We start from the raw sequence: 25474 nt of genomic DNA, 5'->3' as shown, positions 1-25474 counted from the left end.
ACGTTTCTGACACAATTACAGGGCGGCGAACAGGCGGCTGCCGGTGCGGTGGAGCCAGCGCAGCAGCACCAGCGTCAGCACGACGGTCAGCACTGTCCAGGCCAGCAGATACCACGCTGCACCCATGTCGATACCGAACAGGTAGTACAGCACGCCGACAAGGGCGGCGTACACCCAGCCGCCCAGCATGGCAAGCAGCACCGTCAGACGCTGCTTGATGACGGTGATCTCATTGGTCCAGACCAGGTTGGGGCGCTTCAGGTCCATGGTCAGGCCGAAGGCTGCCGACAGCCACACAAAGGCCTGAGGCAGCGCTATCAGCAGGAGGGCCAGCGGCAGGGCGGGGCGGACGGCCAATAGTATCAGTACAGAGGTGACTGCCATGGGGATACCCGTCACCAGCACCTGTACCAGCAGCTTTGCACGCAGTACCTGCCACGGTGTCACCGGCAGGGACTGTGCCAGCCACAGGTTCTTCCCCTCCAGGGAGATGGAGGAGGAGGCCATGTCGTTCATGGAGCCTACCAGGCACAGGGCGGCGCACAGCATCGCCGCCAGAAGACCGGAGGCCTCGTCGCCGGCGATTTCGTATATAGCAGGCAGCAGGTCGCTGCTCTTTACCAGCAGCAGCACGCCCAGAATAGGCAGCATGACCGTGCCCAGACCGCAGTTGAGCATATAGTTGGGACTGGCGGTGAAGCGGCCCAGCTCCTTACGCAGCAAGGCGGCGGGCACACCGGCGGCCTTGACGGTCGTCTCCTTATAAACGGCCTTGGCGCCGCCGTTGTTGGCGGTGGCAATGGACAGGAATGTGCGGCTGAGCAGCAGGTATGTGAGCGCGCACAGCGCCGCCATTACGGCCAGCACCAGCACGACAGCCAGATAGTCGCCGGCGCCCATACGGCCCATGAGATATAGGGGATAGGCGCTGCCGCGGATGGCTGCACCCACCTCATTCAGGTGCAGCATGAGCTGCTCGATCAGTTCGTTGGCGCGGAAGCACACCATGTAGTACAGGGCAAAGAACGCCAGCGCGATCAGGGTGGTAAGGAGGTTCTTGCGCTTGAGCTTGCTGTGGATCTTGGCTACCACCCAGCCCAGCAGACAGGAGAGCACCAGCACCAGCAGGGAGACGGCCAGAATCAGCGCGATGCCGCCAAGCACAGTGGCGGCGGTCAGCACACCGACGGCCCAGTAGACGATGACGCAGGGCAGCAGGATCACGCCGGAGAACATCAGACCCATCAGGTATACACCCAGCAGCCGGGAGGCCAGAATGGCACGCACGGGGATAGGCAGCGACAGCAGCAGGTCGTTGTCCTTGGCCTGGTACAGGCCGGAGAACGTGTTGAACACGCTGCCAAATACGCCCATCAGCACACCGACCAGGGCAAAGAGGGTGAAGTACAGCCAATCCAGACCGGCCTCGTGCAGGGGAGCGCACAGACCTATGGAGAACAGCGTGAACATACCGCCGATAACACCCACCATCAGCAGCACATACAGCACGATCAAACTGACGGTGCTTGCCTTGGACCGGGGTTTGTTCTTTTTCGCGTCGTAGAAGTAGCTGCGGAAGATCTCGGACAGCTGTTTTTTCAGCAATAATTTGACCATCACTCCGCCTCCAGCTCCAGGAAGACCTCCTCCAGGGAGTCGTCGCCCTTGACCTCCTCCATGGTGCCGGAACGGATGAGCCGGCCGCCCTTGATGATAGCCACCTTGTCGCAGAGCTTTTCCGCTACCTCCAGCACATGGGTGGAGAAGAAGATGGCGCCGCCGTTGTCGCAGATCTTACGCATCATACCCTTGAGCAGGTGGGCAGCCTTGGGGTCCAGGCCTACGAAGGGCTCATCCATGATGATGACCTTCGGGTCGTGGAGCCACGCGGCAATGATGGACAGCTTCTGCTTCATGCCGTGGGAATAGGCGGCAATGGGTTGGGCCAGGTCGCCCGTCAGCTCAAAGGCATCCGCGTAGGTGCGGATACGAGCCTGCCGGGTCTGGGCGTCCACGCCGAATACATCGGCGATGAAGTTCAGATATTTGATGCCGGTCATGTAGTCGTACAGATCCGGGTTATCGGGGATGTAGGCCATCTCCCGCTTGCAGCCCAGGGGATCGGCCTTGATGGATCGGCCGTCGATGGTGATCTCGCCCTGGTCAAATTGCAGGATACCCACCACGGATTTCAGCGTGGTGGTCTTGCCGGCGCCGTTATGGCCGATGAAGCCGTAGATCTCGCCGGGGGCGATGTGCAGCGTCAGATCATCCACGGCCTTCTTCTCGCCGTAGGTCTTGGTCAGATGTTGAATGTCCAGCATGGGGTCAGTTCCTCCTATTTCTCTCCTAAGCTTCTATTGTGGGGCATCATCAGCCGCAGCCGCGGCTGATGATGCGGACGATGCCCATAACGGCGGCGTACAGCACGCCGGCCACAGCCCAGATGATCCAGCTGTACCGGGGTTGGCCGTTGCCGTGGGGACCGTAGGTGTACAGCAGGAACACCGCCGTGGCGGTGAGCCAGTAGATCATGGTGACGGTGCCCATCAGCTTGTGGTGCTTTTTCTGGGGACGGGTGTAGTCGCCCTCCTCCAGCAGCTGCTCCATGGCGCCCTGATATACGCCGGCGGTGACCAGTGCCAGACAGCCGATGGCCACCAGCACCAGCAGCGCGCAGACAGCGGCGATATAGAGCAGGTCGCTGCCGTTTATGCACATGGCGGCGAACAGCGGTACGGAGGCCAGTACACACAGCACCACGCCCACGGTGACGAGCCGGGTGTGGGTGTCCTTGTATTCCCGCTGCCGCTGGCGCACCATGCCCTCCACGCCGTACTCCGTTTCAAAGGGTTCTTCCTCCAGGAAGCGGAACTCCCTGGCTTCTGCACCTGCCCGCAGAAAGATGCTCACGGCCAGCGCCACCAGACCCAGCAGCACGCACAGACCGATGCCGCTGGCGGCATTTTCGGAGATGTGGAAACGCTGCACCTCGCTCATGCCGGCCAGCAGGATCAGCGTGACCGGGGAGATGATGCACAGGGCGGTGGCTATGGCGATCTTCGGCGCGGCGGCCTTACGCAGGGCCAGATAGGCGGAGGCCTGGGTCAGGCTCACGCGGCGCAGGGGCGTGTCGTCGTCCTGGGCCGCGGCACAGGGGGTTTCCTCCTCCAGTTCGTCCTTCAGCAGGAAGTCGGTGGAGACACCGAACAGGCGGCTCATCATCACGACCTTATCCATATCGGGCACGGACTGTGCGCCCTCCCATTTGGATACGGACTGGCGGGTGACGCCCAGCTTCTCGGCCAGGTCCTCCTGGCTCCAGCCTGCCTTTTTCCGCAGGGACACGATCTTGTCAGCTAAAATCATAGGTATGCGCTCCTTCCGTATGACGGCGGGTGCCGCCGTTTGGTTTTGATGGCGCTATCATACGGGTTTTGCCGGTTGCGGTCTATAAACCGGGGCTGGAAATGTGTCAACCGGCGGTTGCGTTTCGGATTTTTGGGCAGTTTTCCTCTTTTGCTACAGGCTTATTGTACGCGAAAACGTTTTCACTGTCAACTTACAGGACGGTAAGATTTTATTAAGATATGTGCAAAAAAAAGAGCCGCCCGGCGGGCGGCCCGTCTGTATTTTGTTATTCCTCCGTGAAATGCACGTGGTTGAAGATGTGGTCCTGACAGAAGCAGTGGTACCCGACGCACTTGCTGCAGTAACGGAATTGCAGATCAGGGTAGTCGGTATCCGTGCGGCCGCAGACGGCGCACTTGTGGCGATAGCCCTGCTGCTGGGCCTGCTTGGCCTGCTGCTGTTGGGCCTGACGGAACTGGACGGTCTTGCGGGAGTTCTGGTATTTGGCGCGCTCCTTCAGGTAGTGGACCTCCGGCCAGATGAACACGGCGAAGTTCAGCAGGGCCACGATGGGCAGCACTACACCGGCCCAGTTGTGGGCGCCGATGGCCTTGATGATGTCGAAAGCGAACAGTGCGCCGTCCAGATACGCCAGCCACTTCATCTTCACGGGGAGGATGAAGAACAGCAGCACCGTGGTGTCCGGGAACAGGAAGGCGAAGGCGAAGAACATGGACAGGTTCACATAGCCGGTGCCCGCTGCGGTCAGGTAGGGGTTGCCGGTGATGAGACTGGCCAGCACCACGCCCAGCACCGTCAGCAGCGTGCCGCTGATGTAGTACAGGTTGAACTTGGCCGTGCCCCACTGGCGCTCCAGCGTGGAGCCGATCCAGTAATAGAAGTAGAGACTGATCAGCAGGGCAAAGGGACTGGAGTAGGCGGGCACGAACACAAAGGTCACCAGCCGCCACACCTCACCGTGGAGCAGGGCATTGAGATTGAAGGTCAGAAAGCTCAGGGCGTTGGCGTCGTTGGCCTGGGTCAGCAGCATGAGCACATAGACCGCCACGTTGCCGATGACGATAACGCGCATGAGGTTGGGAATGCCGAACCGGGGATGGGCGGCGCAGAAGCGCTGCACCCCGTCATAGAGTTTTTTCAAGGGGAGTGTCCTCCTGTGTACAAATTGTGTTCAGTATAACCCATAACGGCGGAAAAGTCATGTCATTTTTTTGAACAATGGCAAAGTTTCCGTACAGTTGAATTATTTGCAAAAATCATGGAAATGCTATTGACAATGCTAAAAAAACTGTTACAATATGCTGTACAAGTAAATACCTTATCAAGAGTGGCGGAGGGACCGGCCCGATGAAGCCACGGCAACCTGTTTTTTCAAGGTGCCAAATCCGGCGAACGAATCGAAAGATGAGGATGAGCAAAGAAGCACAGCGCTCTGTCGGTTCGGCAGAGCGCTTTTTTCAATGACCATCCGCGAGATGAAAGGAGAAAAAATCATGGCAAGACATCTGTTTACCTCTGAGTCCGTTACCGAAGGGCATCCCGACAAGGTCTGCGACCAGATCAGCGACGCGGTGCTGGACGCGATCTTCGAGAAGGACCCCAATGGCCGCGTGGCCTGCGAGACCTGCGCCTCCACCGGCCTGATCCACATCATGGGTGAGATCACCACCAGCTGCTATGTGGATATCCCCAAGATCGCCCGCCAGGTGGTGCTGGACATCGGCTACAACTCCTCCGAGTGCGGCTTCGACGGCAACACCTGCGCCGTCATCACCAATATCGACGAGCAGTCCGGCGATATCGCTTTGGGCGTGGACAAGAGCTATGAGGCCAAGGCCTCCGGCAAGAGCGAGCTGGACAACGGCGCCGGCGACCAGGGCATGATGTTCGGCTACGCCTGCAACGAGACGCCGGAGCTGATGCCCCTGGCGATCTCCATCGCCCACAAGATGGCCAAGCGCTTGACCGACGTGCGCAAGCAGGGTCTGGTGGACTATCTGCGTCCCGATGGCAAGACCCAGATCACCGTGGAGTACGACGAGAACGGCAAGCCCGTCCGCGTGGACACCGTGGTGCTGTCCACCCAGCACAGCCCTGACGTGACGCTGGAGCAGATCCGCAAGGATATGATCGAGCTGGTCATCAAGCCCACTGTTCCTGCCGAGCTGCTGGACGGCGAGACGAAGATCTATGTGAACCCCACCGGCCGCTTTGTCAGCGGCGGCCCCGCCGCCGATACCGGCCTGACCGGGCGCAAGATCATCGTGGACACCTACGGCGGCAGCGCGCCCCATGGCGGCGGCGCCTTCTCGGGCAAGGACCCCACCAAGGTGGACCGCAGCGCGGCCTACGCCGCCCGCTGGGTGGCCAAGAATGTGGTGGCCGCCGGCTTGGCGGACAAGTGCCAGGTGCAGCTGGCTTACGCCATCGGTGTGGCAAGACCCGTCAGCGTGCTGGTGGAGACGTTCGGCACCGGCGTGGTGGCCGACAGCGAACTGGAGGCCGCGGTGGAGAAGGTCTTTGACCTGCGCCCCACCGCCATCATCCGCGATCTGGACCTGCGGAAGCCCATTTACCGCCAGCTGGCGGCCTATGGCCACATGGGCCGTGAGGACCTGGGTGTTTCCTGGGAAAAGACCGACCGTGTGGAGGCTCTGAAGGCCGCCCTGGGCAAGTAAGTTTTCGATAACGGGGGCGGCTTTGCCGCCCCCGTTTATCCAATAAAAAGGAGTGTATCGCTATGATGAAGAACCTCGATATGGCCACCGTGCTGACCCTGCGGGATCAGGTGGCCTATCAGCCGGGGCAGGTGGTCAGCAAGACGCTGGCCCAGAACGACGCCGTCAGTGTGACGCTGTTTGCCTTCGACAAGGACGAGGAGATCAGCACCCACGAGTCCGGCGGCGACGCGCTGGTGACGTGCCTGGACGGCGTGGGCCGCGTGACCGTGGACGGCGTACCCCATGTGCTGCACACCGGCGAGTCCATCCTCATGCCGGCGCGGCATCCGCACGCGGTGTATGGACAGGAGCAATTCAAAATGCTGCTGGTGGTCGTATTCTGAGAGCGTCAAACGTGCATGGATCTGCTTTGGCTGGCGGTGGAAATTGTCTGTTGCAATTTCCACCGCGTTGTGGTATCATGCGAAAAAATTTCCCAACAGGAGGGATGCATATGTACACAAACCATGAGAAATATGCGCTGGTGAACGGCGTGATGCTGGACGGTACGCGGGACATGACGCCTCGGACGAGGCTGGCTGTCTGTGTGGACGGGGACCGCATCGCCGCCGTCTGCGACGCGGCCGATGTGCCGGAGGGCTATGCGCGCGTGGACCTGGGCGGCAAATACCTGCTGCCGGGGCTGATCAATCTGCATGTGCATCTGCCCGCCTCCGGCAAGCCCCGGAAAAAGCCCTCCGACCCTAAGAAGCTGGTGAAGCTCATCACCTCCAACGGCCTGATGCGCCGCATCGGCGTGAAGATGTGCGAGGGTTACGCCAGGACGGAGCTGCTGTCCGGCGTGACCACTATCCGTACCGTAGGCGGCGTGGCGGACTTCGACACGATCATTCGCGATGCGGCCAGGCGGGGCGAGATCCTGTCTCCCCGGGTGGTGGCGTCCAATATGGCGGTGTCGGTACCCGGCGGGCACATGGCCGGGTCGCTGGCCTATGAGGCCCGCACGCCGGAGGAGGCCGCGGCCTTCGTGGAGAAGATCGCGGCGGAAAAGCCCGACCTGATCAAGCTGATGATCACCGGCGGCGTTATGGACGCCGAAGTGGTGGGCGAGCCGGGCGTGCTGCGGATGCAGCCGGCACTGGTCAAGGCGGCCTGCGATAAGGCCCATGCGCTGGGAATGCAGGTGGCCGCTCATGTGGAGAGCCCGGAGGGCGTCCGGGTGGCGCTGGAAAACGGCGTGGACTCCATCGAGCACGGCGCGAAGCCGGATGGGCACATCATGCAGCTGTGTAAGGAACGCGGCGCTTTCCAGGTGTCCACCATCTCGCCTGCCGTGCCCTATGCGCTGTTCGACCGCAGTATCTCTCACGCCACCTATGAGCAGCAGGAGAACGGCAAGGTGGTGTTTGAGGGTGTTATCGCCATGGCGAAGGCCTGTCTGGCGGATGGTGTCCCCGTGGGTCTGGGCACCGACACCGGCTGCCCCTATATCACCCACTACGATATGTGGCGGGAGCTATGCTACTTTGTGAAGTACTGCGGCGTGACGCCGGCGTTTGCGCTGCACAGCGCCACGCTGGGCAATGCGGCGCTGGCGGGTATTGCCGGCGAGACCGGCTCCATCCAGCCGGGCAAGTGCGCGGATATGATCGTCTGCGCGGCGGACCCGCTGGCCGATCTGACCGCCCTGCGGACGCTGGATATGGTCATTAAGTCCGGCTATCGTGTGGAACATCCCCAAGTGAAGAAAATGGACAATGTGGAACGGGAGCTGGACAAGTTCCTGTAAATACAGTGTATCCCCCCGGCGGAGCCGGGGGGATATTTATTCGCTTATTGGCATTGCAGGCCCAACTGGTAGAAGGCTACGGCAGCCGCGGCAGCTACATTCAGGCTGTCCACCCCGTGGGTCATGGGGATCATCACCGTGTGGTCGCAGTGGGCGATGGTGCCGTCGGCCAGCCCGTCGCCCTCGGTGCCCAGCACCACCGCCAGCCTCTCCGCTGACAACAGGCGTGGGTCATCCAACCGCAGGGAGTCCTCCCGCAGGGCCATGGCCGCGGTGGTGAAGCCCAGATCGTGCAGTGCCGCCGTCCAGTCGCCCTCCGGCAGATAGGTCCATGGCACCAGGAATACATTACCCATGCTTACCCGGGAAGCCCGGCGGTACAGGGGGTCGCTGCCCTCTGTGGTCAGCAGGACGGCGTCCATGCCCAGGGCGGCCGCGCAGCGGAAAATGGCACCCACGTTGGTGGGGTTCATCACGTTTTCCAGTACGGCGATGCGCCGCGCCCTGGCGCAGACCTCCGCCACAGAGGGCAGGGGCGGACGACGCATGGCGCACAGCATCCCGCGGGTCAGGTGGAAGCCGGTGAGCTGCGTCAGCACCTCCAGGGAGGCGGTATAGACGGGGAGGTCCGGGTCACAGCGACCCAGTATCTCGGCGCCTTTGCCGGTGATGTGCTGCGGCTCCATCAGGAACGACACCGGTACGCACCCGGCGTCCAGTGCACGGCCGATGACCAGCGGGCTCTCGGCGATGAACAGGGCGTTGGCCGGGTCGGCCCGGTTGACCAGCTGGTTTTCCGTGGCCCGGGCGTAGACGTCCAGCGCCGGGTCGGAAAAGTCGTGTATCTCAATGACCTGTGCCATATCACTTCCACTCCTTCAGCAGCGTTTCCAGTGCCGTCCGGTAATAGGCGGCGGCGTTGGCCCGGGCGTCCTCAAGGGTCGCCCCGGCGGGGTTGATACTGCGGACGGCCCGCAGATCCAGCGGTGCCCATTGTTCCGGTGTCAGTGCCACACGCCCGGCCAGCACGGCGGCGGGGACACGCAGCTTCTGACACCGGCCTGCCACGCCGCTGATGGCCTTGCCGCCCAGGCTTTGGGCATCAAAGGAACCCTCGCCGGTGACCACCAGGTCGCAGCCCACTGCACGGCGGTCGAAGTCCACGGTGTCCAGCACCGTCGTGATACCGGAGCGCAGGGCGCCGCACAACAGCGCAGCGCAGCCCGCGCCGAAGCCGCCGGCGGCACCGCCGCCGGGGAGGGTATCCACCTCCGCACCCAGCTGTGCATGCAGCACCGCGGCGAGATGCCGAAGTCCCGCGTCCAGTCGCTGCACGCAGGCATCGTTCGCCCCCTTCTGCGGAGCGAAGATGTACGCCGCGCCGGTTTCGCCGTACAGGGGGTTGTCGATGTCGCACATGACCGTCAGCACACCGGGCCGCAGGCCGGGATGCCGCCCGGACAGGTCGATAGCCTCGATGTCCGCCAGCGTGCCGCCGGTGGGAACGAAGGCGCGCCCCGCACCGTCGAGAAACCGCACGCCAAGCGCTGCAGCCGCACCGCAGCCGCCGTCGTTGGTGCAGCTGCCGCCCAGACCCAGGATCAGGCGCTTTGCGCCGTGATCCAGCGCGTGGGCCAGAAGCTGTCCCACACCGTAGGTGGTGGCCGTCTCCGGGTCGGGACAGCCCTCGGCCTGGTGCAGGCCCGCTGCTGCGGCGCACTCCACCACCGCTGTCCCCTCTGGCAGCAGGCCGTAGAAGCCATCGATAGTGCCGCCAAAGGGACCGGACACGGGAAGGGCGATACGCTGTCCGCCGCAGGCATCCAGAAAGCAGTCTGTGGTGCCCTCGCCGCCATCGGCCACCGGCAGGGCGTCGATGTGCCAGCCGGGGATATGGAGACTGCGGGCGATGCGGCAGATGCCCGGGGAGGACAGCGTGCCTTTGAATGAGTCGGAGAGGACAAGACAGCGTTTCATGGAGCGCACTCCCTTCGTTTTGATAAGGGGATTATACCAGCCGGGAGAAAAAAACACAAGGGACGGCGTAGGCCGTCCCTCATGTTTTGTACGTTATTTGCTATACCGATTTGAGGAGAGGAGAGAACTTACTTAGCCAGCAGTCTGGCAGCGCGCTTCTTGCCGTACACGCAGCAGCCCACCACATAGGCGATGGCGCACACCACACCGATGATGTAGGCGGGCGTCCAGGGGATGTTGAAGCCGATGTGGGCGTTGGCGATGTAGGTCACGCAGATGAAGGTGTAGAAGCAGCCGGGGATCATGGGGATCCAAGCCCACTTGCCCTTGCCGTTCTCGAACATCCACGCGGTGATGCACAGGAAGGCAAACAGGGACAGCGTCTGGTTGGCCCATGCGAAGTAACGCCACAGAATGTTGAAGCCGTCGGCATTGGTCTTGGCGAACACGAGGATGGCGATGACCAGCGCGAAGATGGGCACAGCCAGCTTGATGCGCTTGCCGTTGGTGGACTGGTCGATGTGCAGCGTCTCAGACAGGCTCAGGCGCAGGGCGCGCAGTGCCGTATCACCGGAGGTGATGGGCAGCACGATGACGCCCAGCAGGGCGATGATGCCGCCCACATGACCCAGCAGGTACTTGCACACCACGCCCACGGTGCCGGTAGCCAGTCCAGCATTGGGCTCCTGCAGCGCCAGGTTGTACACGCCCATAGCACCGGCAGCCCAGACCATGGCGATGAAGCCCTCCAGCACCATCATGTTGTAGAAGGTGTTGCGGCCCTGACGCTCGCTCTTCATGGTACGGGAGATGATAGCGGTCTGGGTGGAGTGGAAGCCGGACAGAATACCGCAGGCCACGGTCACGAAGAAGATGGGCAGGAAGTGCTTGGTGGAGAAGTAGTCCGCGTAGGTGAACGTACCCACGGTGCCGTCAGCACCGGTGAGGCTCAGCACGGGAGCAGCCCAGCTGTCCCAGATGTTCATCAGGGGCATACCGGTGACGAAGATGCCGATGAAGATGCCGATGGCGGAGAACAGCAGGATACCGCCGAAGATGGGGTAGATCTTGCCGATGATGGCGTCGATGGGGAACACGGTGGCGATCAGATAATACAGGAAGATGACACCGTAGATGACCCACGTGGAGACGGAGGTAGCCTTGCCGTCAAAGCCAAAGAGCTGCGTGGCGGCGATGTCGCCGGGGGTGTAGATGAACACAGCGCCCACCAGCAGCAGCAGCACGCACACGAACACGTTGTAGAACTTATAGATACCCTTGGTGGAGTACCGGCGGATCATCTCAGGCATCTGGGTGCCGCCGTCGCGCAGGCAGATCATGCCGGAGAAATAGTCGTGCATGGCGCCGCCGATGACGTTGCCGATGGGGATGGTCAAAAACGCGATGGGCCCAAACAGGATGCCCTGGATCGGCCCGAGGATAGGACCGGTGCCTGCGATGTTCAGCAGGTTGATGAGGCTATTTTTCCAGCCGCGCATGGGAACGAAGTCAACGCCGTCCTCCTTGGTGTAGGCGGGCGTCTTGCGGTCGTCGGGTCCAAAGACCTTTTCGCAGAAACGACCGTAGAGGGCTGCGCCGCCGATCAGGATGACCAGACCGATAATGAATGTCAGCACAGAAACACACTCTCCTTTGTGCAGTGAAATTGTTTTTCGAGGTGTCCGGATCGCCTCTTGAAACCATGTACAGATTATAACATCGGTTTAATAAAATGCACGTTAATCTTTCCGCGCAATACATAAATTTGTCATAAATAAATTGTCGAACCGTGTTAAGACGTGTCAAAAAATGAAACTTGTAAAAACCTTTAACGATGGGTGCTTTTTCCGGCGTTTCCCGCCGGGAACCAAAAGCCAAATACCTTGGGGCAAACAAATTTTTTGTTTGCCGGAAGCGTTTTCGGATTTCCGCCGAAAACCGCCCGTCCCCTTGCCCCCCTTTGGCAAATGTGGTATCATATCCACAACGCAAAAACAGGGGAGGAGAATCGCCATGGAGTACAACAAAACCATCCAAGCCATGACCCCCGGCGACGAGGTCGAGGGCTTTTACATCTTGAAAACCGCCACCCCCAAGGTGGCGGCCAACGGCAAGCCATTCCTGACCGGAGCGCTCAGCGACCGTACCGGCACGATGGAGCTGAAGGTCTGGGACTATCCCGGGCCGCTGACCGCCGCCAACGAGGGCACCGTGGTCAAGGTGCGGGGTACCGTGGGTGAGTATCGGGGCACCGCGCAGTTCACCGCCGCGCGTATCCGTCAGGCGGCCCAGGAGGATCCGGTGGATGTGTCCGACCTGGTGCCCACAGCCCCCATCGACTGCGGTGCGGCGATGGAGGATCTGCGCCGTGCGGCGGCCTCCATTACGGACCCGGACTACCGTGCCGTGGCCGAGGCCATGCTGGAGGCTCACGGGGAGACGCTTGCGTCCATCCCCGCCGCCAAGAGCGTACACCATGCTTTTCTGGGTGGCCTGCTGATGCACACCGCCAACATGGTGAAGATCGCGGACTTCCTGGCGGGAATGTACCCGGAGACGATCGACCGCAGCCTGCTGCTGACGGGCACGCTGCTCCACGATATGGCGAAGGCGCAGGAGTTCGTGTTTTCGCAGCTGGGTCTGGCCACGGATTACTCCATTAAGGGGCAGCTGCTGGGGCACCTGGTCATGGGAGCGCAGGACGCGGCGGAGACTGCCTCCCGCCTGGGCGTGCCGGAGGAGAAATCCGTGCTGCTGCAGCACCTGATCCTCTCTCACCACGGTGAACCGGAGTTCGGCGCGGCGGTGCGCCCTCTGTGCGCCGAGGCGGAGCTGCTGAGCCTGATCGACGCGGTGGACAGCCGTATGGAGATCTACCGCGAGACGTATGATACGATGGAGCCGGACACCTTCAGTCCGCGCATCTTTGCGTTGGAGAAAAAGGTGTTCAGGCACGCGTAGGATCTTGACAAACGGCGGCGCGGAGAGTACCCTGTCGTCAGTGCCCGCAGGGCGCAATACACATTTTATTAAGGAGACACGTTTGAAACTCAATACCCTGACACTGGAGCGTGTGGCCTGACCGGGAGGTCTGGCAGCCATCGATTGACAAGAGCAAACACGCCTGCCCTTGTCAATCGATGGCGATATGCACGCCATTCCTCCCGGAGCATGAAAACACATCTTCAGGAGGAAACACCATGAACCGCGAAAACAAGCGGAAGACCTTTGAAAAAGGCTACTACAAGACCCATCCCTGCAATGACACCTTCACCTGCAAAGTCTGCGGCCGACTCTGCACACCGCAGAATGCCGGCAGCGACCACCGTAACCACTGCCCCAACTGCCTTTCCAGCCTGCATGTAGACATCGAGCCTGGCGACCGGGCCTCTGACTGCAGCGGTATTATGGAGCCGGTGGCGGTCTGGGTACGCAGGGGCGGCGAGTGGGCGATCATACACCGCTGCAAGCGCTGCGGAACGCTCAGCTCCAACCGTGTGGCGGCGGACGACGATCCCATGAAGCTCATGTCCATCGCCATGAGGCCCCTGTGTGAGCCGCCGTTCCCACTGGAGCGCATCGAGGAGATGACCGCCCTCATGGCCGGCGACGGCCGAATGAAGTAGCCCCAGCAAAAGCAAAACCACCCGTTAGGGTGGTTTTGTTTTTGCTGTTATCTTATCATGGCACAAATAGATTCGAACACGTACCCATACCGCAAGGGAGGCGCTGCGTGCAGGGCGGCCTATTAAGTGAGCAGCTTCAGATCAGCGAGGGTGCATTGCTTTCAATGGCGGGTATCTGCATAAGTGGTACCTCCCGGCAAAGCCCTTGTGTATTTGCGGATCATCGAAGCGCCGTAAAGCATGACCAGCAGCTCCGTGACTGGCATTGCAAACCAGATCGCATCGGCGTTGACCAGCGCAGGAAGAACCATGATCAAAATGCCGCTGATGACAAGTCCCCGTGCCACAGAAACAACGAACGCTGCCTTCGGCTTCATGATCGCCTGGAAATAATAGGTCGAGAAGATGTTGAACGGCAGCAGCAGGAAGGATAACGCATAGGTGCGGACAATGGTAGGAGCCATCCGCTCCGAAGAAGGTCAGGATGGGGCGCTCGAAGCATATGGCCCCGATCCATGCCAGAATGGATAAGATCACTGCGCCGATCACGGCCGATGTGAAATACTGGTTCTCACTCCCGTCGCATTTCTCGCTGCCGCGCTTTGTACTGAAAATCACGCTGCCGCCGATGCCCATCAAAAGGCCAAGACTGTAGATGATGTTCCAGACCGGAGCGACGACCGCCAATGCCGCCGTTCCCTGCGGCCCGTGGTACTGGCCGAATAGACCGATGTGATCATGGCGCTGCCAAACGCAGCCGACAGGTATTTAAAGTACATTGCATCACCTCCAATAAACTATTGTAAAAAACGTCGAAATGTGTTAGAACAAAATGGAAATATATTTGAAGGAGTGGTTTTATGCTAAATTATACTTTAGGAACGATAGAAGCTTCTGAAGCCTTGATCAAAGATTTATATATTGATTTAAGAGCAAAAGTTAATGCATGGTCAAAAATAACTCAACAAACGCCTCAGGCACGTATGGGATATGTTGGTCAGCATTTGGTGAGTGTCGTAACAGGATATCCTGGCGGAAAATCTGGTGCTCGTGGTTATGATTTAGTTATAGATGATGAAAGACATGGTGAAATTAAAACTTGTTATAGAGTCGATCAATTAGGGTCTTGTAATGCTTGTGGTGCAGTTGTTTCAAGCTTAGAAACGGAATGTGCTGTATGCGGCTCTACAAGCATTAATAGGAAAGATGATTCGAAGTGGTTAATAGCAATCCGAAACAATGACGAGTTTGCAAAGTTATTGGATCCTTACAGATATTACTTTGTTCTTTTTGAATTCGAATCCATATATGATAGCAACAACAACGACATTATTGCATCAATATGGGAAGTTGACCCAAAGAGTAAAGGGTTTGCGTACTGTATGATTGACTATTATCTCAATATTCGTTCACAGTCAACATCTAAAGCACCGTTTAACATGTGGCCTCATATGCTAAAATTCGCATTAACAGAACCAACTTTGATTTACAGATCAAAAATCACAAATGATGGCAATATAATCACCGATGTATTCCCATCCAAAAACAATACTTATTCAGATGTACTACTTCCTTTAAGTTCATATTCTGGATCAACTACCATAAGTGTAGCTAACATTAAAAATGTTATTAAAAAATACAGCCCATCTGCTCGTGTTAATGGATTAAATAAAGAAAAGCTATTGCAATTATTAGAAGACATAAGAAAAACTAATAATATAACCAATGCCGATCTATGCAACAAATTCGCGGATGAAATATATTTGCCTAAAATCGTTTTGAAAAAAGCAGATATACCACTATCGTTACGCTCACAGTTTATCGATTTAAGATAATTATAATAGCGTCATCTGTCTACATGCTAATCGTTCTAACGACTTTTCGTAATACTCTTGTTCTATTTCAAATCCAATATAATTACGCTTGTTCTTAATACAAGCCAAGGCTGTTGAACCTCCACCCATAAATGGATCTAAAACAATATCGTCCTCATCACTGCTTGCAAGAATTAGTCTTGCAAGCAGTTTTTGTGGTTTTTGGGTAGGATGGATGCGGTCTTTTTCTTCATAAAAATTCACATCATCCCATACATCTGTTAACCCCATTTGTGCATGATATGTTTGACTAATCTTATCGTATGGAATGTTAAATTCAAGAATTGTTTGCAATTTGTCCCACAATTCTTCAGTGGGTAATTGCTCGCAAACATTTTTGCCTGTATAAATACTCCACATACCGCCACCGTTTGATTTGACACCCAACATCTCATTGATTTGTTTTGCGGAATAACCTAATTCTTTTTGCCTTTGCTTTAAAAAGGATTTTGCAAAAGGTTTGGGATCTTTACATAAAAATAAAATACTTTCGGTCACATTAGGGAACATTCGATAATTTTTAGTTGCTCGCCCAGATACAGCTTGCATGCCTTTATTTAATACTATTTGTTGTCTAAGTTCAAAACCATACTTTTCTAAAATAGGCAACAATCTACTTAACATTCTAAAATAACCAAACAAATAGAAACTGCCGCCCATTCTTAAAACACGGGCAGCTTCTGCAATCCATTTTTCTGACCATTCAAGATAGTCTTCTTCTGTTCTCCAAAGATAATCCCATTTTTCGCCGATAACCTTAAAATATGGTGGATCCGCGATGATAAGGTCTATAGACGCCTCATCTATCATTTGATTCATTCCGGCGACGCAATCTATATTATAAATAATGTTTGTATCCATTTTTTCACCTTCTCTTTATTTATCGAACCTGATCTCCATTAGCTAAAACAAAATACTGTTCATATTTCACATTGAGCACATTAGCAATTTGATTTAGCTCATCTTGTGTAACCGTATTTCTCTTAAGTTTAACACTGAAATTTTGTGGTGTTTGATTTATTCTTCTTGCCAATTCTGACAAACTTACGCCAGAACGCACACAAAGAACTCGTATCTGTTCAGAAGTAGTCATAATAAGCCTCCATACAACTATTATCACAGTTGACATTATAAATCGTTTGATTGATAATATCAACTGTTTCTTTGAGAAACGAGGGTGGCAAACTCGTTAAGTTAAGTTGATATGCAAAAACGAGGGAGACCTGAACTCAAGTCTGACAATGAAACAAAAAGAAACCTTTGAAAAATTCAAGGACTGCACAAGTGAACTGTCCTGCATTACTGAGGGTGAAGCGTTCAGTTCAGGATTTATCTTGGCCACTCGCATCATGGCGGAAGTGATGCAAGGCTTGGAGGAGGCCGAGAATATGCTACAAACCACAGTAATTTCTAAATTATAAAACAACTCATAAAAATCAAAAATCCGAACGTATCACCATTGATGATAATGTTCGGATTTTTTGACTTGTGGTGGAGCTGAGGGGAGTCGAACCCCTGTCCGAAAGCGCTTTGACAAGACTTTCTCCGGGCGCAGTCAGGTTTCAGCATTCCCTCTCCGCGCAGACACCTGACAGACTGCGCGGTTCAGTAGAGTCATAATGCATGGGCGGGGCAACTCTTACCCGCCGCACGTCCGCCGCATAAACGACGCCTTCCCCGGCCTGCGGCCTCTCCGGTTCAGACGGCTGCCTTTAGTTAGGCAGCGACAGCAATACGATTGTTGTCAGTTAATTTTTAAGTTGCCCGTTTTATGGCGGTCAGGCGCCGCCGCCCGCTTATCCAGCCTCCACACCCCCGTCGAAACCGGTGCAGCCCCATATTGGAGATTTTTTGGGTATTGTTCCAATACCCGGGGAAAATCGGTGCAGCCCCATGAGGGGTTTTCGCGTTGTGCGATACTGGGGAACAGCGTAGTCCGTGAGGGACTTGCGCATTGTGCGATACTGGGGAACAGCGTAGTCCGCGAGGGACTTGCGCATTGTGCGACACTGGGGAACAGCGTAGTCCGTGAGGGACTTGCGCATTGTGCGATACTGGGAAACAGTACAGCCCATAAGGTTTTTGCGCGCTGTGCACACAACCCATGGGAATATTTACATATGTGTGGGGGAGGGGGAGCCTCCCCCGCGCAGAAAACTTATCTTCCGAAGGGATCGGCCAGCTTCTCCGGCTCCGGATACGTCACGCCCTGGGTGTCCACGGTGACCTTCGCCATGACCTGGTCCTTCTTGGGCTTGTTGGTCATCATGTTCCGGGGCTGGTTGGCGATGCGGTCCACCACGTCCATGCCGTCCATCACGCAGCCGAAGGCGGCGTACTGCCCGTCCAGATGGGGCGCGTCCTTGTGCATGATAAAGAACTGGCTGCCGGCGCTGTCCATGGGCTGCGCCCGGGCCATGCTCAGCACACCGCGGGTGTGGCGCAGGTCGTTCTGCACACCGTTGGCGGCGAACTCGCCCTTGATGCAGTACCCCGGGCCGCCCATGCCGGTTCCGTCGGGGCAGCCGCCCTGGATCATAAAGCCGGGGATGACCCGGTGGAAGATCAGCCCGTCGTAGTACCCGGCGTTGGCCAGGGCGATGAAATTGTACACGCTCTGGGGCGCGATGTCGGGATACAACTCGGCAACGATCTTGCCGCCGTCCTGCATTTCAAAAGTCACGATAGGATTTGCCATTCCGTTTCCCTCACTTTGTCATAAGAATATGCGCACTTCCCGCGCAATGTCATACCATTCAATACCCGCGGTTTTTCTCCCGCATGGCGCGGTCCATCTCCCGCTTGGCGTCCCGCTTGGCCACGGCCTCCCGCTTGTCGTAGGTCTTCTTGCCCTTGCACAGGCCCAGCTCCACCTTCACCCGGGAATTCTTGAAATATACCGACAGCGGTATCAGCGCATAGCCCTCCTGCTTCTGTAGGTCGTGGAGCTTCCGTATTTCCCGCTTGTGCAGCAGCAGCCGCTTGGGCCGGTCCGGGTCGCGGTTGAAGATGTTGCCGTGGTCGTAGGGGGAGATGTGAAAGCTGTAGGCGTACACCTCGCCGTCCTTGGCCACGCAGAAGGCGTCCTTCAGGTTCAGGGTGCCGGCGCGGACGGACTTGACCTCCGTGCCGAACAGCTCGATGCCGGCCTCGTAGCGGTCCTCCACGAAGTAGTCGTGGTACGCCTTGCGGTTCTGGGCGATGGTCTTGGTGCCGGACTTGTCCATGGAGACACCTCCTTCCGGTAACGTGAACGATAGTATACCATATTTTCTCGCATCGCGCAAGGGGGATAGAGGGGTGGTAATTTTGAACTTTCTGTGCTATACTGGGGCAAAAAACGAAGGGAGACGCTTCTATGGATATGACTGAGAAAACGCTGGAGAGCCGTGAGGTCTACCGCGGCCGCATCCTGCGCGTGCGGGAGGACAGGGTACGCCTGCCCAACGGGAAGGAGGGGGTCCGCGAGGTGGTGGAGCACCCCGGCGGCGTGGGCATTCTGGCCCTGGACGGCGACGACGTGCTGCTGGTGAAGCAGTACCGCTACGCCTTTTCCCGGGTGCTGACGGAGATACCCGCCGGCAAACGGGAGCCGGGCGAGGACCCCTTCGTCACGGCCCAGCGGGAGCTGAAGGAGGAGATCGGGGCCACGGCGGAGGCATGGACGGACCTGGGGGCGCTGATCGCTTCTCCCGGCTGCTATGGCGAGACGCTGTACCTGTTCCTGGCCTGTGAGCTGACCTTCGGCGAGACGCACCCGGACGCGGACGAGTTTTTGGAGACGGTGCGCGTGCCCTTCGACGAGGCGGTGGAGCTGTGTATGTCCGGCGAGCTGACCGATGCCAAGACCGTGGCGGCGATCCTCAAGGCGAAAGTGCTGCTGGGGCGGTAAATTGCCCTTGTATTCTGTCCGCTTTTCCGCTACAATCAAACCAGTGGGCGCGCCGCGTCCCAAGGGAGGAGAGAAACGCCAATGTCCATGAATACGAAGAAAAACATATCCATCGTGCTGCTGGTCCTGGCCCTGCTGCTGTGGCTGCTGCGGAAGATGAACGTGCTGTACATCCCCGGCCTGTCCATGGTGCTGCTGGGCTTGTCCATGATCATGGTGGGTATCATGATGTTCCAGGTGAAGCAGAAAAAGAAGCTGGGCGGCACGCTGATCCTGGCCTTCGGCCTGTTCTGCATCGTAACGGCCGTGATGGAGATCAAGGGCTATTTTGCGTGAGAGACATAAAGAGGAGCACCCGTTTGGGGGCTCCTCTTTCGCGCAGCCCCCCAATTCCCATTTTCTGTCAAATTCTCCCGTTTTCCATTCCCGGTAACAGAAAAAATATGTAAAATTTCCATAAAAAGGCTGGACAAACGGTGAGACTGTGCTATAATCTGACTATCCGCAGAGGTACCTCTGCATTTACGTTTTAATGGTTATTAAAACGAGTGCACCTACGGAAATCTAAAACAAACGGGGTATGAGACATGAAGAAATTGTTAGCAACCATTCTGGCGCTGGTCATGGCGCTGGGCCTGTGCAGCGTCAGCTGGGCGGAGGATACGGGGAAGGTTGTTGTGCATGGAATCAAGTACAACGACAAGGATGACAATGAGTTCGCAACGTTTGAAGCTGCATACGCTGCGCTTAAACCTGTGATTGAGTCTGTTTGCGATACTGATGTACTGGGGCAGGGGACGGCAAAATCTGTCGAGGCGTTCAAAGCGGTATTCACAGATGTGGATAGCGACGGCAACGCGACCATCACGTATAAGATTTCCGGGAATGTGACCTATGATGAGACAAGCTGCCCGAATTTGCTGACCATGGGCAGAAAGGCATCGCATTACGGCAATGACCTCCATTTTATCAATTTTAAGTTTGCGGGTGCAGATGAGAACAGGGGCGCAACGTTGACGGTCAATTCCAATATCACTCTGCCTTACGAGTGGTGGGGTGAGACGGTGACCACCTCTATCAGCTTTGAGAATCTGACCATCACGGGAAGTGCGCCCAACGGATTGTGGGCGACACAGTCTTATTTTGAGGCGCTTGATTTTAGTGTGAACAATTGTACGGTCAAGGGGCTTAGAATTTATAACTACAACAATGTGGGCGGCAAGTATGCTGTGACCAACAGCACACTGGATGGTACTGGTACCAGTGGCGCTACTGCTATTCATGTACAGGGAAGCGCTACCGAATCTCTGAATATCAACATCAGTGGGAATACAATCTCCGGCTATGAGCGTGGTGTAAATGTTGACCAGAACACCGCACAGGCCACGGTCAGCAACAATACGATTTCTGTGGCACCTGGTTATTCCTGCGTGCAGATAAGCCGTGTAGGCAAAATCGAAATCAAGAACAATGATCTGACTCTTAATGGAAGTAATGCATTTACGATCCACAAAGTTGCTTTGGAGACTGGCGGCACACCGGATATTAGCATCAGTAACAACACCATCACAGGTACCGGCTATCTGCTGTATGATGATGTAAAGGCAAACGGTGGCTCTCTGGATTCGGGAACGGATACCCCCAAAATCGTCATTAAAATGGAGAACAACACGATTCCCTCTACGGTGGATACTACCAAGGGTGTAAAGGCAGACAATGTGGTCGCTAATGATTCCCAGGTCGTGTCCAACGCTGTCAGAGAGGGTATTACCGTGCTGCAGACCCCGCCGCGCTACTACTACAACTCTACTACCACTACTGACAGCAAGACCGACTCGCCCAAGACCTTTGACGCGGGCATGGGCATCTACGCCGTGACGGCTGTCCTGTCCGTGACCGGCATGGCGTGGACCGCTAAAAAGCGTCACTGAGAGCAAAAAAAGAAAGCCCGAAAGGGCTTTCTTTTTTGCCCCGGCCAGCGGGCAAAAAGAGAGCACCCTGCCGGGTGCTCCTTTTTTAATCAACGATATCCACAGACACCTTGGCACCGGTGCGCTGGGCGTAGGAACGGATCACGGTGCGTATCTCCTTGGCGATACGGCCCTGACGTCCGATGACCTTGCCCATGTCCTCCGGCGCGACGCGAAGCTGAAGCGTCAGCTCGTCACCGTTTTCCACCTCGGTCACGCTGACCTGCTCCGGGTGCTCCACAAGGTTCTGCGCGATATACAGCAGCAGATCCTTCATGGCGCACTCCCGACTTACAGTACGTCGACCTTCTTCAGCAGGGCGCGAACGGTATCGGTGGGCTGAGCACCGGTCTTGATCCACTCGCGGGCGCGGTCAGCGTCGATACTGATCTTGGCGGGGGAGACAGTGGGATCATAGGTGCCGATCTCCTCGATGAAGCGGCCGTCGCGGGGATAGCGGGAATCGGCGACGACGACGCGGTAATAGGGGGCCTTCTTAGCGCCCATTCTTCTCAGACGAATTTTAACCATTGTTGTGTTCCTCCATGTAAATTAAATGTTTTATATCTGTTAAATGCGACTGCACTTACACACTTTTTCTACTTTTTTTAACTTTATTTCAACCGTTTTTTTCGGCCAAAACCGTGCATGGCGCCTTTGGCCACCTTGCCGCCGAAGCCGCCCATCATGCCGCCCAGGCCGCGCATACCGCCGCCCTTGGTCATGGCTTTGGTCATCTGCTGCAGCATCTCAAAGGATTTCAGCAGGCGGTTGACATCCACCACCTCCAGGCCGCAGCCGGCGGCAATGCGCTTTTTGCGGCTGGCGTTGAGGATCTGCGGATTTTCGCGTTCCAGCGGGGTCATGGACTGGATGATGGCCTTGTTGTGGGCCATCTGCTTCTCGTCGATCTGGCTGGGGTCGAAGCCCTTAGCCATGCCGCCGGGGAGCATATCGGCGATCTGGTTCAGGTCACCCATGCTTTGCAGCTGCTCCATCTGATCCAGATAGTCGGTGAGGGTCAGGCGGTTCTTGCGGAGCTTTTCCTCCAGCTTTTTCGCCTGTTTTTCGTCATACTGCTGCTCGGCCTTCTCAATGAAGGTGAGCATATCGCCCATGCCCAGTATCCGCCCGGCCATGCGGTCGGGGTGGAAGGGCTCGATCATGTCCAGCTTTTCGCCGGTACCCACGAACTTGATGGGCTTACCGGTGACGGCCCGGATGGACAGGGCAGCACCGCCGCGGGCGTCGCCGTCCAGCTTGGTCAGCAGTACGCCGTCGATGCCCAGCGCGTCGTCAAAGGCCTTGGCGGCGTTGACCGCGTCCTGGCCGGTCATGGCGTCCACCACAAGGAGTATCTCGTTGGGATGGACGGCGGCCTTGACGGCCTTCAGTTCGTCCATCAGCGCCTCGTCGATATGCAGACGGCCGGCGGTGTCCAGAAAGACGATGTCGTGGCCGTGGTCAGCGGCGTACTTCACCGCCTCCTTGGCGATGGTCACCGGGTCGATCTGCCCCATCTCGAAGACGGGGATGTCCAGCTGCTTGCCCACCACCTGCAGCTGGTTGATGGCGGCGGGACGGTACACGTCGCAGGCCACCAGCAGAGGGCGCTTGCCGAAGCTGCGGCGCATGAGCCCTGCCAGCTTGGCGCCGTTTGTGGTCTTGCCGGCGCCCTGCAGACCTACCATCATCACAACGGTGGGACCCTTGGAGGCGGTGGTCAGGCGGGCGTTGGTGCCGCCCATCAGCGCCGTCAGCTCCTGGTTTACGATCTTGATGATCTGCTGGGCGGGGGTCAGGCTGTCCAGCACATCGGTGCCGACGCACTTTTCGGTGACGTCCGCCACGAAGTCCTTGACGACCTTATAGCTGACGTCGGCCTCCAACAGGGCCAGACGCACCTCGCGCATACCCTCGCGGACATCGGCTTCGGTAAGGCGGCCCTTACCGCGCAGGCGCTTGAATACGCCGTTCAGTTTTTCGCTAAGTCCCTCAAATGCCATGGGTCGTTACTCCTTCAGGGCGGCGGCAGCGTCCAAGATCGTCTCCGCCAATTCCTCTAACCGGGGATTTTCGTACTGCCGGTAGTTGATGGTTTTAATGTCTCCGGCAGCGGTGATGATACGGTCCACGTGCTGCTGCATCTGCAAAAAGCGGCGGACCAGGCCGGTCTTGTCCTCCAGTTCGGTCATAGCGTTCTCCGCGCGGACGATCACGTCCCGTACGCCCTGCCGGGAAATGCCGCAGTTCTCCGCGATCTCTGCCAGGGACAGGTCCTCATTATAATACAGGTCGAACAGCTCACGCTGCCGTGGGGTCAGGATATCGCCGTAAAAATCGAACAGCATGGTCATGCGGTATGTCTGGTTTTTCACGGTGTGGCCTCCTTCTGTAAAGTTATATGCCTTTACAACCTTGAATATCATACACGATTTCGGGAGAAATGTCAAGGTGAAAAATGGGGCGGCGGAAAAAATATTCCCTTCGGCGAAAGCCGAAGGGAACAGAAGACGGGATTAGTGCTTCAAACGCTTGTCGCACCGCTTGCTGAGCCAGGTGCCCACGCTTTGGAACAGCTGCACCAACAGGATCAGAATGACCACCGCCACCAGCATTACCAGGTACTTATAGCGATAGTAGCCGTAGTCGATGGCGATCTTGCCCAGGCCGCCGCCGCCGATAATGCCGCTCATGGCGGAGTAGCCCAGAATGGTGGTCAGCGCGATGGTGACATTCTGGATCAGGGAGGGAACGCTCTCGGGGATCATCACCTTGCAGATGATCTGCATGGGGGTGGCGCCCATGCTCTGGGCGGCCTCAATGATATTACCATCCACCTCGCGGAGACTGCTCTCCACCAGACGTGCCACAAAGGGGAACGCCGCCGCCACCAGCGGAACGATGGTGGCCGTGGTGCCCACGGCGGTGCCGATGAGCAGACGGGAGAGAGGGAATACCATGATCATCAGGATCAGGAAGGGGATGGAGCGCAGCAGATTGATGATGACGTTGATGACCTGCATGAGCCAGCGGGGCAGGGGCAGGACGCCGTTTTTCTCGCCGGCCACCAGCAGCACGCCCAGGGGCAGGCCAAGCACCAGCGACAGCGCCGTGCTGACCACGGTGACGTAGAACGTCTCCCAGATGGCAAAGGGCAGAGAGGGCAGCACGCTCATCAGATCCTGTACGGACTGGGCGGAGAACAGATTACTGTACATGGTGGTCCACCTCCTCGACCTGAACATTGGCAACATTGTGGATAAAGGCCACGGCCTTATCGTACTGTGCGCTGGGGATGCCCAGCATCATGCTGCCGTATACCGTTTCGGACAGCTTTTGGGTACTGGCGGAGATCACGTTGCAGAAGACGCCCTCCTCTGCCGCCAGCCGGGCAATGAGGGGAATACTGGTGGTCTTGCTGTCCTTGAACACCAGGCGGACCAGCTTTTCGTCCTGGGGGTTGTATACCTGTGCGTCCGCGCCGCCGGGGAATACCAGACGGCGGCCGGCTTCAGACTTGGGTGCGGCGAAGACAGTGCCCACCATGCCGGATTCGGCCACACAGCCGTCGTCCAGGATAGCCACATGGGAGCAGACCTCCTTCACCACGCTCATCTGATGGGTGATGATGACCACGGTGATGTTCAGCTTTTGGTTGATGTCCCGGATCAGCTCCAGTATCTGCCGGGTGGTCTTGGGGTCCAGGGCGCTGGTGGCCTCGTCGCACAGCAGCACCTTGGGGTCGGTGGCCAGGGCACGGGCAATGGCCACGCGCTGCTGCTGGCCGCCGGACAGCTGGGCGGGATAGGCATCCGCCTTGTCAGGCAGGCCAACCAGCTCCAGCAGCTCGCGCCCGCGCTTTTCCGCGTCGGCCCGCTTTACACCGGAGATCTCCATGGGGAAGCAGACGTTACGCAGGCAGGTGCGCTGCATGAGCAGGTTGAAGTGCTGGAAGATCATAGTGATATTCCGACGGGCGGCGCGCAGCTGGGCGGGGGTCATGGTGTCCAGCCGCTGGCCGTCCACGATGATCTCGCCTTTTGTGGGGCGCTCCAGCAGGTTGATGCAGCGCACCAGCGTGCTCTTGCCCGCGCCGGACATACCGATAATGCCGTAGATGTCTCCATCCTCAATGGTCAGGGACACATCCTTCAATGCGTCCACGCCTCCGTTGGCACCGGAGTCGTATGTCTTGCTTACGTGTTTCAGTTCTATCACGACGGCGTTCCTCGTTTCTGTTTAATTCGCGCTGTTTCCTTTCTGCATCCCCCGCGCCCTGGCGGGAGCTCC

Annotated in this window: 28 protein-coding genes, 1 other RNA gene, 1 pseudogene and 1 riboswitch; of the genes and pseudogenes, 10 read left to right on the top strand and 20 right to left on the bottom strand. The window is 57.5% G+C overall.

From position 1 onward, the window contains the following. Positions 1–15 precede the first annotated feature (15 nt). From ACOMDU_RS05200 to ACOMDU_RS05185, 4 genes are all read right to left on the bottom strand, one after another. Positions 16–1617 carry a hypothetical protein gene (locus tag ACOMDU_RS05200; RefSeq protein ID WP_421129390.1) on the bottom strand — a complete coding sequence of 534 codons (1602 nt, stop codon included), beginning with the start codon at positions 1615–1617 and terminating at the stop codon, positions 16–18. Further along, positions 1617–2324 carry an ABC transporter ATP-binding protein gene (locus ACOMDU_RS05195; protein ID WP_421129389.1) on the bottom strand — a complete coding sequence of 236 codons (708 nt, stop codon included), beginning with the start codon at positions 2322–2324 and terminating at the stop codon, positions 1617–1619. Before ACOMDU_RS05195 ends, ACOMDU_RS05200 begins: the two co-directional genes overlap by 1 nt. A 49-nt stretch (positions 2325–2373) precedes the next feature. Beyond that, on the bottom strand, positions 2374–3369 hold the full coding sequence (locus ACOMDU_RS05190) for a helix-turn-helix domain-containing protein (protein ID WP_421129388.1): 996 nt from the start codon (positions 3367–3369) through the stop codon (positions 2374–2376). 268 nt (positions 3370–3637) lie between these two features. Then, the gene (locus tag ACOMDU_RS05185) at positions 3638–4513 is read right to left on the bottom strand and encodes a rhomboid family intramembrane serine protease (protein ID WP_421129387.1); all 876 of its coding nucleotides are present in this window, start codon (positions 4511–4513) and stop codon (positions 3638–3640) included. Between the two features lie 174 nt (positions 4514–4687). Further along, a riboswitch (SAM riboswitch) is annotated at positions 4688–4783 on the top strand. 82 nt (positions 4784–4865) lie between these two features. On the opposite strand from ACOMDU_RS05185, the gene metK reads away from it, so the two are divergent. From metK to ACOMDU_RS05170, 3 genes are all read left to right on the top strand, one after another. Beyond that, positions 4866–6050 carry a methionine adenosyltransferase gene (metK, locus tag ACOMDU_RS05180; RefSeq protein ID WP_421129386.1) on the top strand — a complete coding sequence of 395 codons (1185 nt, stop codon included), beginning with the start codon at positions 4866–4868 and terminating at the stop codon, positions 6048–6050. Positions 6051–6112: 62 nt separating this feature from the next. After that, complete coding sequence (locus tag ACOMDU_RS05175) at positions 6113–6436, top strand: cupin domain-containing protein (protein ID WP_421129385.1); 324 nt, start codon at positions 6113–6115, stop codon at positions 6434–6436. A gap of 110 nt (positions 6437–6546) precedes the next feature. Beyond that, entirely contained in the window at positions 6547–7842 is a 1296-nt protein-coding gene (locus ACOMDU_RS05170; protein ID WP_421129384.1) for a metal-dependent hydrolase family protein, read from the top strand. A 44-nt stretch (positions 7843–7886) separates the two neighbouring features. Here the strand turns inward: ACOMDU_RS05170 and ACOMDU_RS05165 are convergent, their stop codons facing one another. From ACOMDU_RS05165 to ACOMDU_RS05155, 3 genes are all read right to left on the bottom strand, one after another. Further along, on the bottom strand, positions 7887–8705 hold the full coding sequence (locus ACOMDU_RS05165; RefSeq protein WP_421129383.1) for a TrmH family RNA methyltransferase: 819 nt from the start codon (positions 8703–8705) through the stop codon (positions 7887–7889). A 1-nt stretch (position 8706) separates the two neighbouring features. Further along, complete coding sequence (locus tag ACOMDU_RS05160; RefSeq protein WP_421129382.1) at positions 8707–9819, bottom strand: glycerate kinase family protein; 1113 nt, start codon at positions 9817–9819, stop codon at positions 8707–8709. Positions 9820–9947: 128 nt separating this feature from the next. After that, positions 9948–11456, bottom strand: coding sequence for a carbon starvation CstA family protein (locus tag ACOMDU_RS05155; RefSeq protein ID WP_421129381.1), 1509 nt, complete (start codon positions 11454–11456; stop codon positions 9948–9950). 376 nt (positions 11457–11832) lie between these two features. Between ACOMDU_RS05155 and ACOMDU_RS05150 the strand changes: the two genes are divergently transcribed. Together ACOMDU_RS05150 and ACOMDU_RS05145 are read left to right on the top strand one after the other, a co-directional pair. Continuing rightward, positions 11833–12780 (top strand): 3'-5' exoribonuclease YhaM family protein, encoded by a 948-nt coding sequence (locus tag ACOMDU_RS05150; protein ID WP_421129380.1) that lies wholly within the window; start codon positions 11833–11835, stop codon positions 12778–12780. A gap of 239 nt (positions 12781–13019) precedes the next feature. After that, positions 13020–13445 (top strand): RNHCP domain-containing protein, encoded by a 426-nt coding sequence (locus ACOMDU_RS05145; RefSeq protein WP_421129379.1) that lies wholly within the window; start codon positions 13020–13022, stop codon positions 13443–13445. A gap of 161 nt (positions 13446–13606) precedes the next feature. Here the strand turns inward: ACOMDU_RS05145 and ACOMDU_RS05140 are convergent, their stop codons facing one another. Both ACOMDU_RS05140 and ACOMDU_RS05135 read right to left on the bottom strand, forming a co-directional pair. Then, a complete protein-coding gene (locus ACOMDU_RS05140; protein WP_421129482.1) occupies positions 13607–13909 on the bottom strand; it encodes a hypothetical protein in 303 nt (100 codons plus the stop codon). Positions 13910–13961: 52 nt separating this feature from the next. Then, positions 13962–14132 (bottom strand): annotated as a pseudogene (locus tag ACOMDU_RS05135) (MATE family efflux transporter); the annotation flags it as partial. A gap of 173 nt (positions 14133–14305) precedes the next feature. Between ACOMDU_RS05135 and ACOMDU_RS05130 the strand changes: the two are divergent. Next, a complete protein-coding gene (locus ACOMDU_RS05130; protein ID WP_421129378.1) occupies positions 14306–15280 on the top strand; it encodes a MamI family restriction endonuclease in 975 nt (324 codons plus the stop codon). Here ACOMDU_RS05130 and ACOMDU_RS05125 read toward each other — a convergent pair whose 3' ends face one another. Both ACOMDU_RS05125 and ACOMDU_RS05120 read right to left on the bottom strand, forming a co-directional pair. Continuing rightward, the gene (locus ACOMDU_RS05125) at positions 15281–16180 is read right to left on the bottom strand and encodes a DNA-methyltransferase (protein ID WP_421129377.1); all 900 of its coding nucleotides are present in this window, start codon (positions 16178–16180) and stop codon (positions 15281–15283) included. It abuts the gene before it with no gap. A gap of 19 nt (positions 16181–16199) precedes the next feature. Continuing rightward, positions 16200–16412 carry a helix-turn-helix domain-containing protein gene (locus tag ACOMDU_RS05120; protein ID WP_421129375.1) on the bottom strand — a complete coding sequence of 71 codons (213 nt, stop codon included), beginning with the start codon at positions 16410–16412 and terminating at the stop codon, positions 16200–16202. A 106-nt stretch (positions 16413–16518) separates the two neighbouring features. Between ACOMDU_RS05120 and ACOMDU_RS05115 the strand changes: the two genes are divergently transcribed. Then, positions 16519–16740, top strand: coding sequence for a DUF6809 family protein (locus ACOMDU_RS05115; protein ID WP_421129374.1), 222 nt, complete (start codon positions 16519–16521; stop codon positions 16738–16740). Between the two features lie 68 nt (positions 16741–16808). Here the strand turns inward: ACOMDU_RS05115 and ssrA are convergent. From ssrA to smpB, 3 genes are all read right to left on the bottom strand, one after another. Beyond that, positions 16809–17156, bottom strand: a transfer-messenger RNA (tmRNA) gene (gene ssrA, locus ACOMDU_RS05110). A gap of 321 nt (positions 17157–17477) precedes the next feature. Further along, positions 17478–18017, bottom strand: coding sequence for a peptidylprolyl isomerase (locus tag ACOMDU_RS05105; protein WP_421129373.1), 540 nt, complete (start codon positions 18015–18017; stop codon positions 17478–17480). Positions 18018–18075: 58 nt separating this feature from the next. Continuing rightward, positions 18076–18546 carry an SsrA-binding protein SmpB gene (smpB, locus tag ACOMDU_RS05100; protein ID WP_421129371.1) on the bottom strand — a complete coding sequence of 157 codons (471 nt, stop codon included), beginning with the start codon at positions 18544–18546 and terminating at the stop codon, positions 18076–18078. Between the two features lie 131 nt (positions 18547–18677). Between smpB and ACOMDU_RS05095 the strand changes: the two genes are divergently transcribed. The 3 genes from ACOMDU_RS05095 to ACOMDU_RS05085 all read left to right on the top strand — a co-directional run bounded on the left by ACOMDU_RS05095 (position 18678) and on the right by ACOMDU_RS05085 (position 21142). Then, on the top strand, positions 18678–19211 hold the full coding sequence (locus ACOMDU_RS05095) for an NUDIX domain-containing protein (protein ID WP_421129370.1): 534 nt from the start codon (positions 18678–18680) through the stop codon (positions 19209–19211). Positions 19212–19292: 81 nt separating this feature from the next. Further along, a complete protein-coding gene (locus ACOMDU_RS05090; RefSeq protein ID WP_022135665.1) occupies positions 19293–19547 on the top strand; it encodes a hypothetical protein in 255 nt (84 codons plus the stop codon). A gap of 251 nt (positions 19548–19798) precedes the next feature. After that, complete coding sequence (locus ACOMDU_RS05085) at positions 19799–21142, top strand: right-handed parallel beta-helix repeat-containing protein (protein ID WP_421129369.1); 1344 nt, start codon at positions 19799–19801, stop codon at positions 21140–21142. An 85-nt stretch (positions 21143–21227) separates the two neighbouring features. On the opposite strand, the gene ACOMDU_RS05080 is transcribed toward ACOMDU_RS05085, so the two are convergent. The 6 genes from ACOMDU_RS05080 to ACOMDU_RS05055 form a co-directional block, all read right to left on the bottom strand. Further along, complete coding sequence (locus ACOMDU_RS05080) at positions 21228–21458, bottom strand: KH domain-containing protein (protein ID WP_022135598.1); 231 nt, start codon at positions 21456–21458, stop codon at positions 21228–21230. 14 nt (positions 21459–21472) lie between these two features. Then, positions 21473–21712 (bottom strand): 30S ribosomal protein S16, encoded by a 240-nt coding sequence (gene rpsP, locus ACOMDU_RS05075; RefSeq protein ID WP_321044357.1) that lies wholly within the window; start codon positions 21710–21712, stop codon positions 21473–21475. 83 nt (positions 21713–21795) lie between these two features. Continuing rightward, positions 21796–23187 (bottom strand): signal recognition particle protein, encoded by a 1392-nt coding sequence (gene ffh, locus ACOMDU_RS05070; protein ID WP_421129368.1) that lies wholly within the window; start codon positions 23185–23187, stop codon positions 21796–21798. Between the two features lie 6 nt (positions 23188–23193). Continuing rightward, positions 23194–23559: a YlxM family DNA-binding protein gene (ylxM, locus tag ACOMDU_RS05065; RefSeq protein WP_022135601.1), complete on the bottom strand. Its 366-nt coding sequence runs from the start codon at positions 23557–23559 to the stop codon at positions 23194–23196. Positions 23560–23700: 141 nt separating this feature from the next. Next, positions 23701–24360: a methionine ABC transporter permease gene (locus ACOMDU_RS05060; RefSeq protein WP_421129472.1), complete on the bottom strand. Its 660-nt coding sequence runs from the start codon at positions 24358–24360 to the stop codon at positions 23701–23703. Between the two features lie 31 nt (positions 24361–24391). After that, positions 24392–25402, bottom strand: coding sequence for a methionine ABC transporter ATP-binding protein (locus tag ACOMDU_RS05055; protein ID WP_421129367.1), 1011 nt, complete (start codon positions 25400–25402; stop codon positions 24392–24394). Positions 25403–25474 lie beyond the last annotated feature (72 nt).

This window comes from Vescimonas sanitatis (genome assembly GCF_049060325.1).
Lineage (GTDB): Bacteria > Bacillota > Clostridia > Oscillospirales > Oscillospiraceae > Vescimonas > Vescimonas sanitatis.
This window is presented reverse-complemented; position numbering and strand designations above follow the sequence as displayed.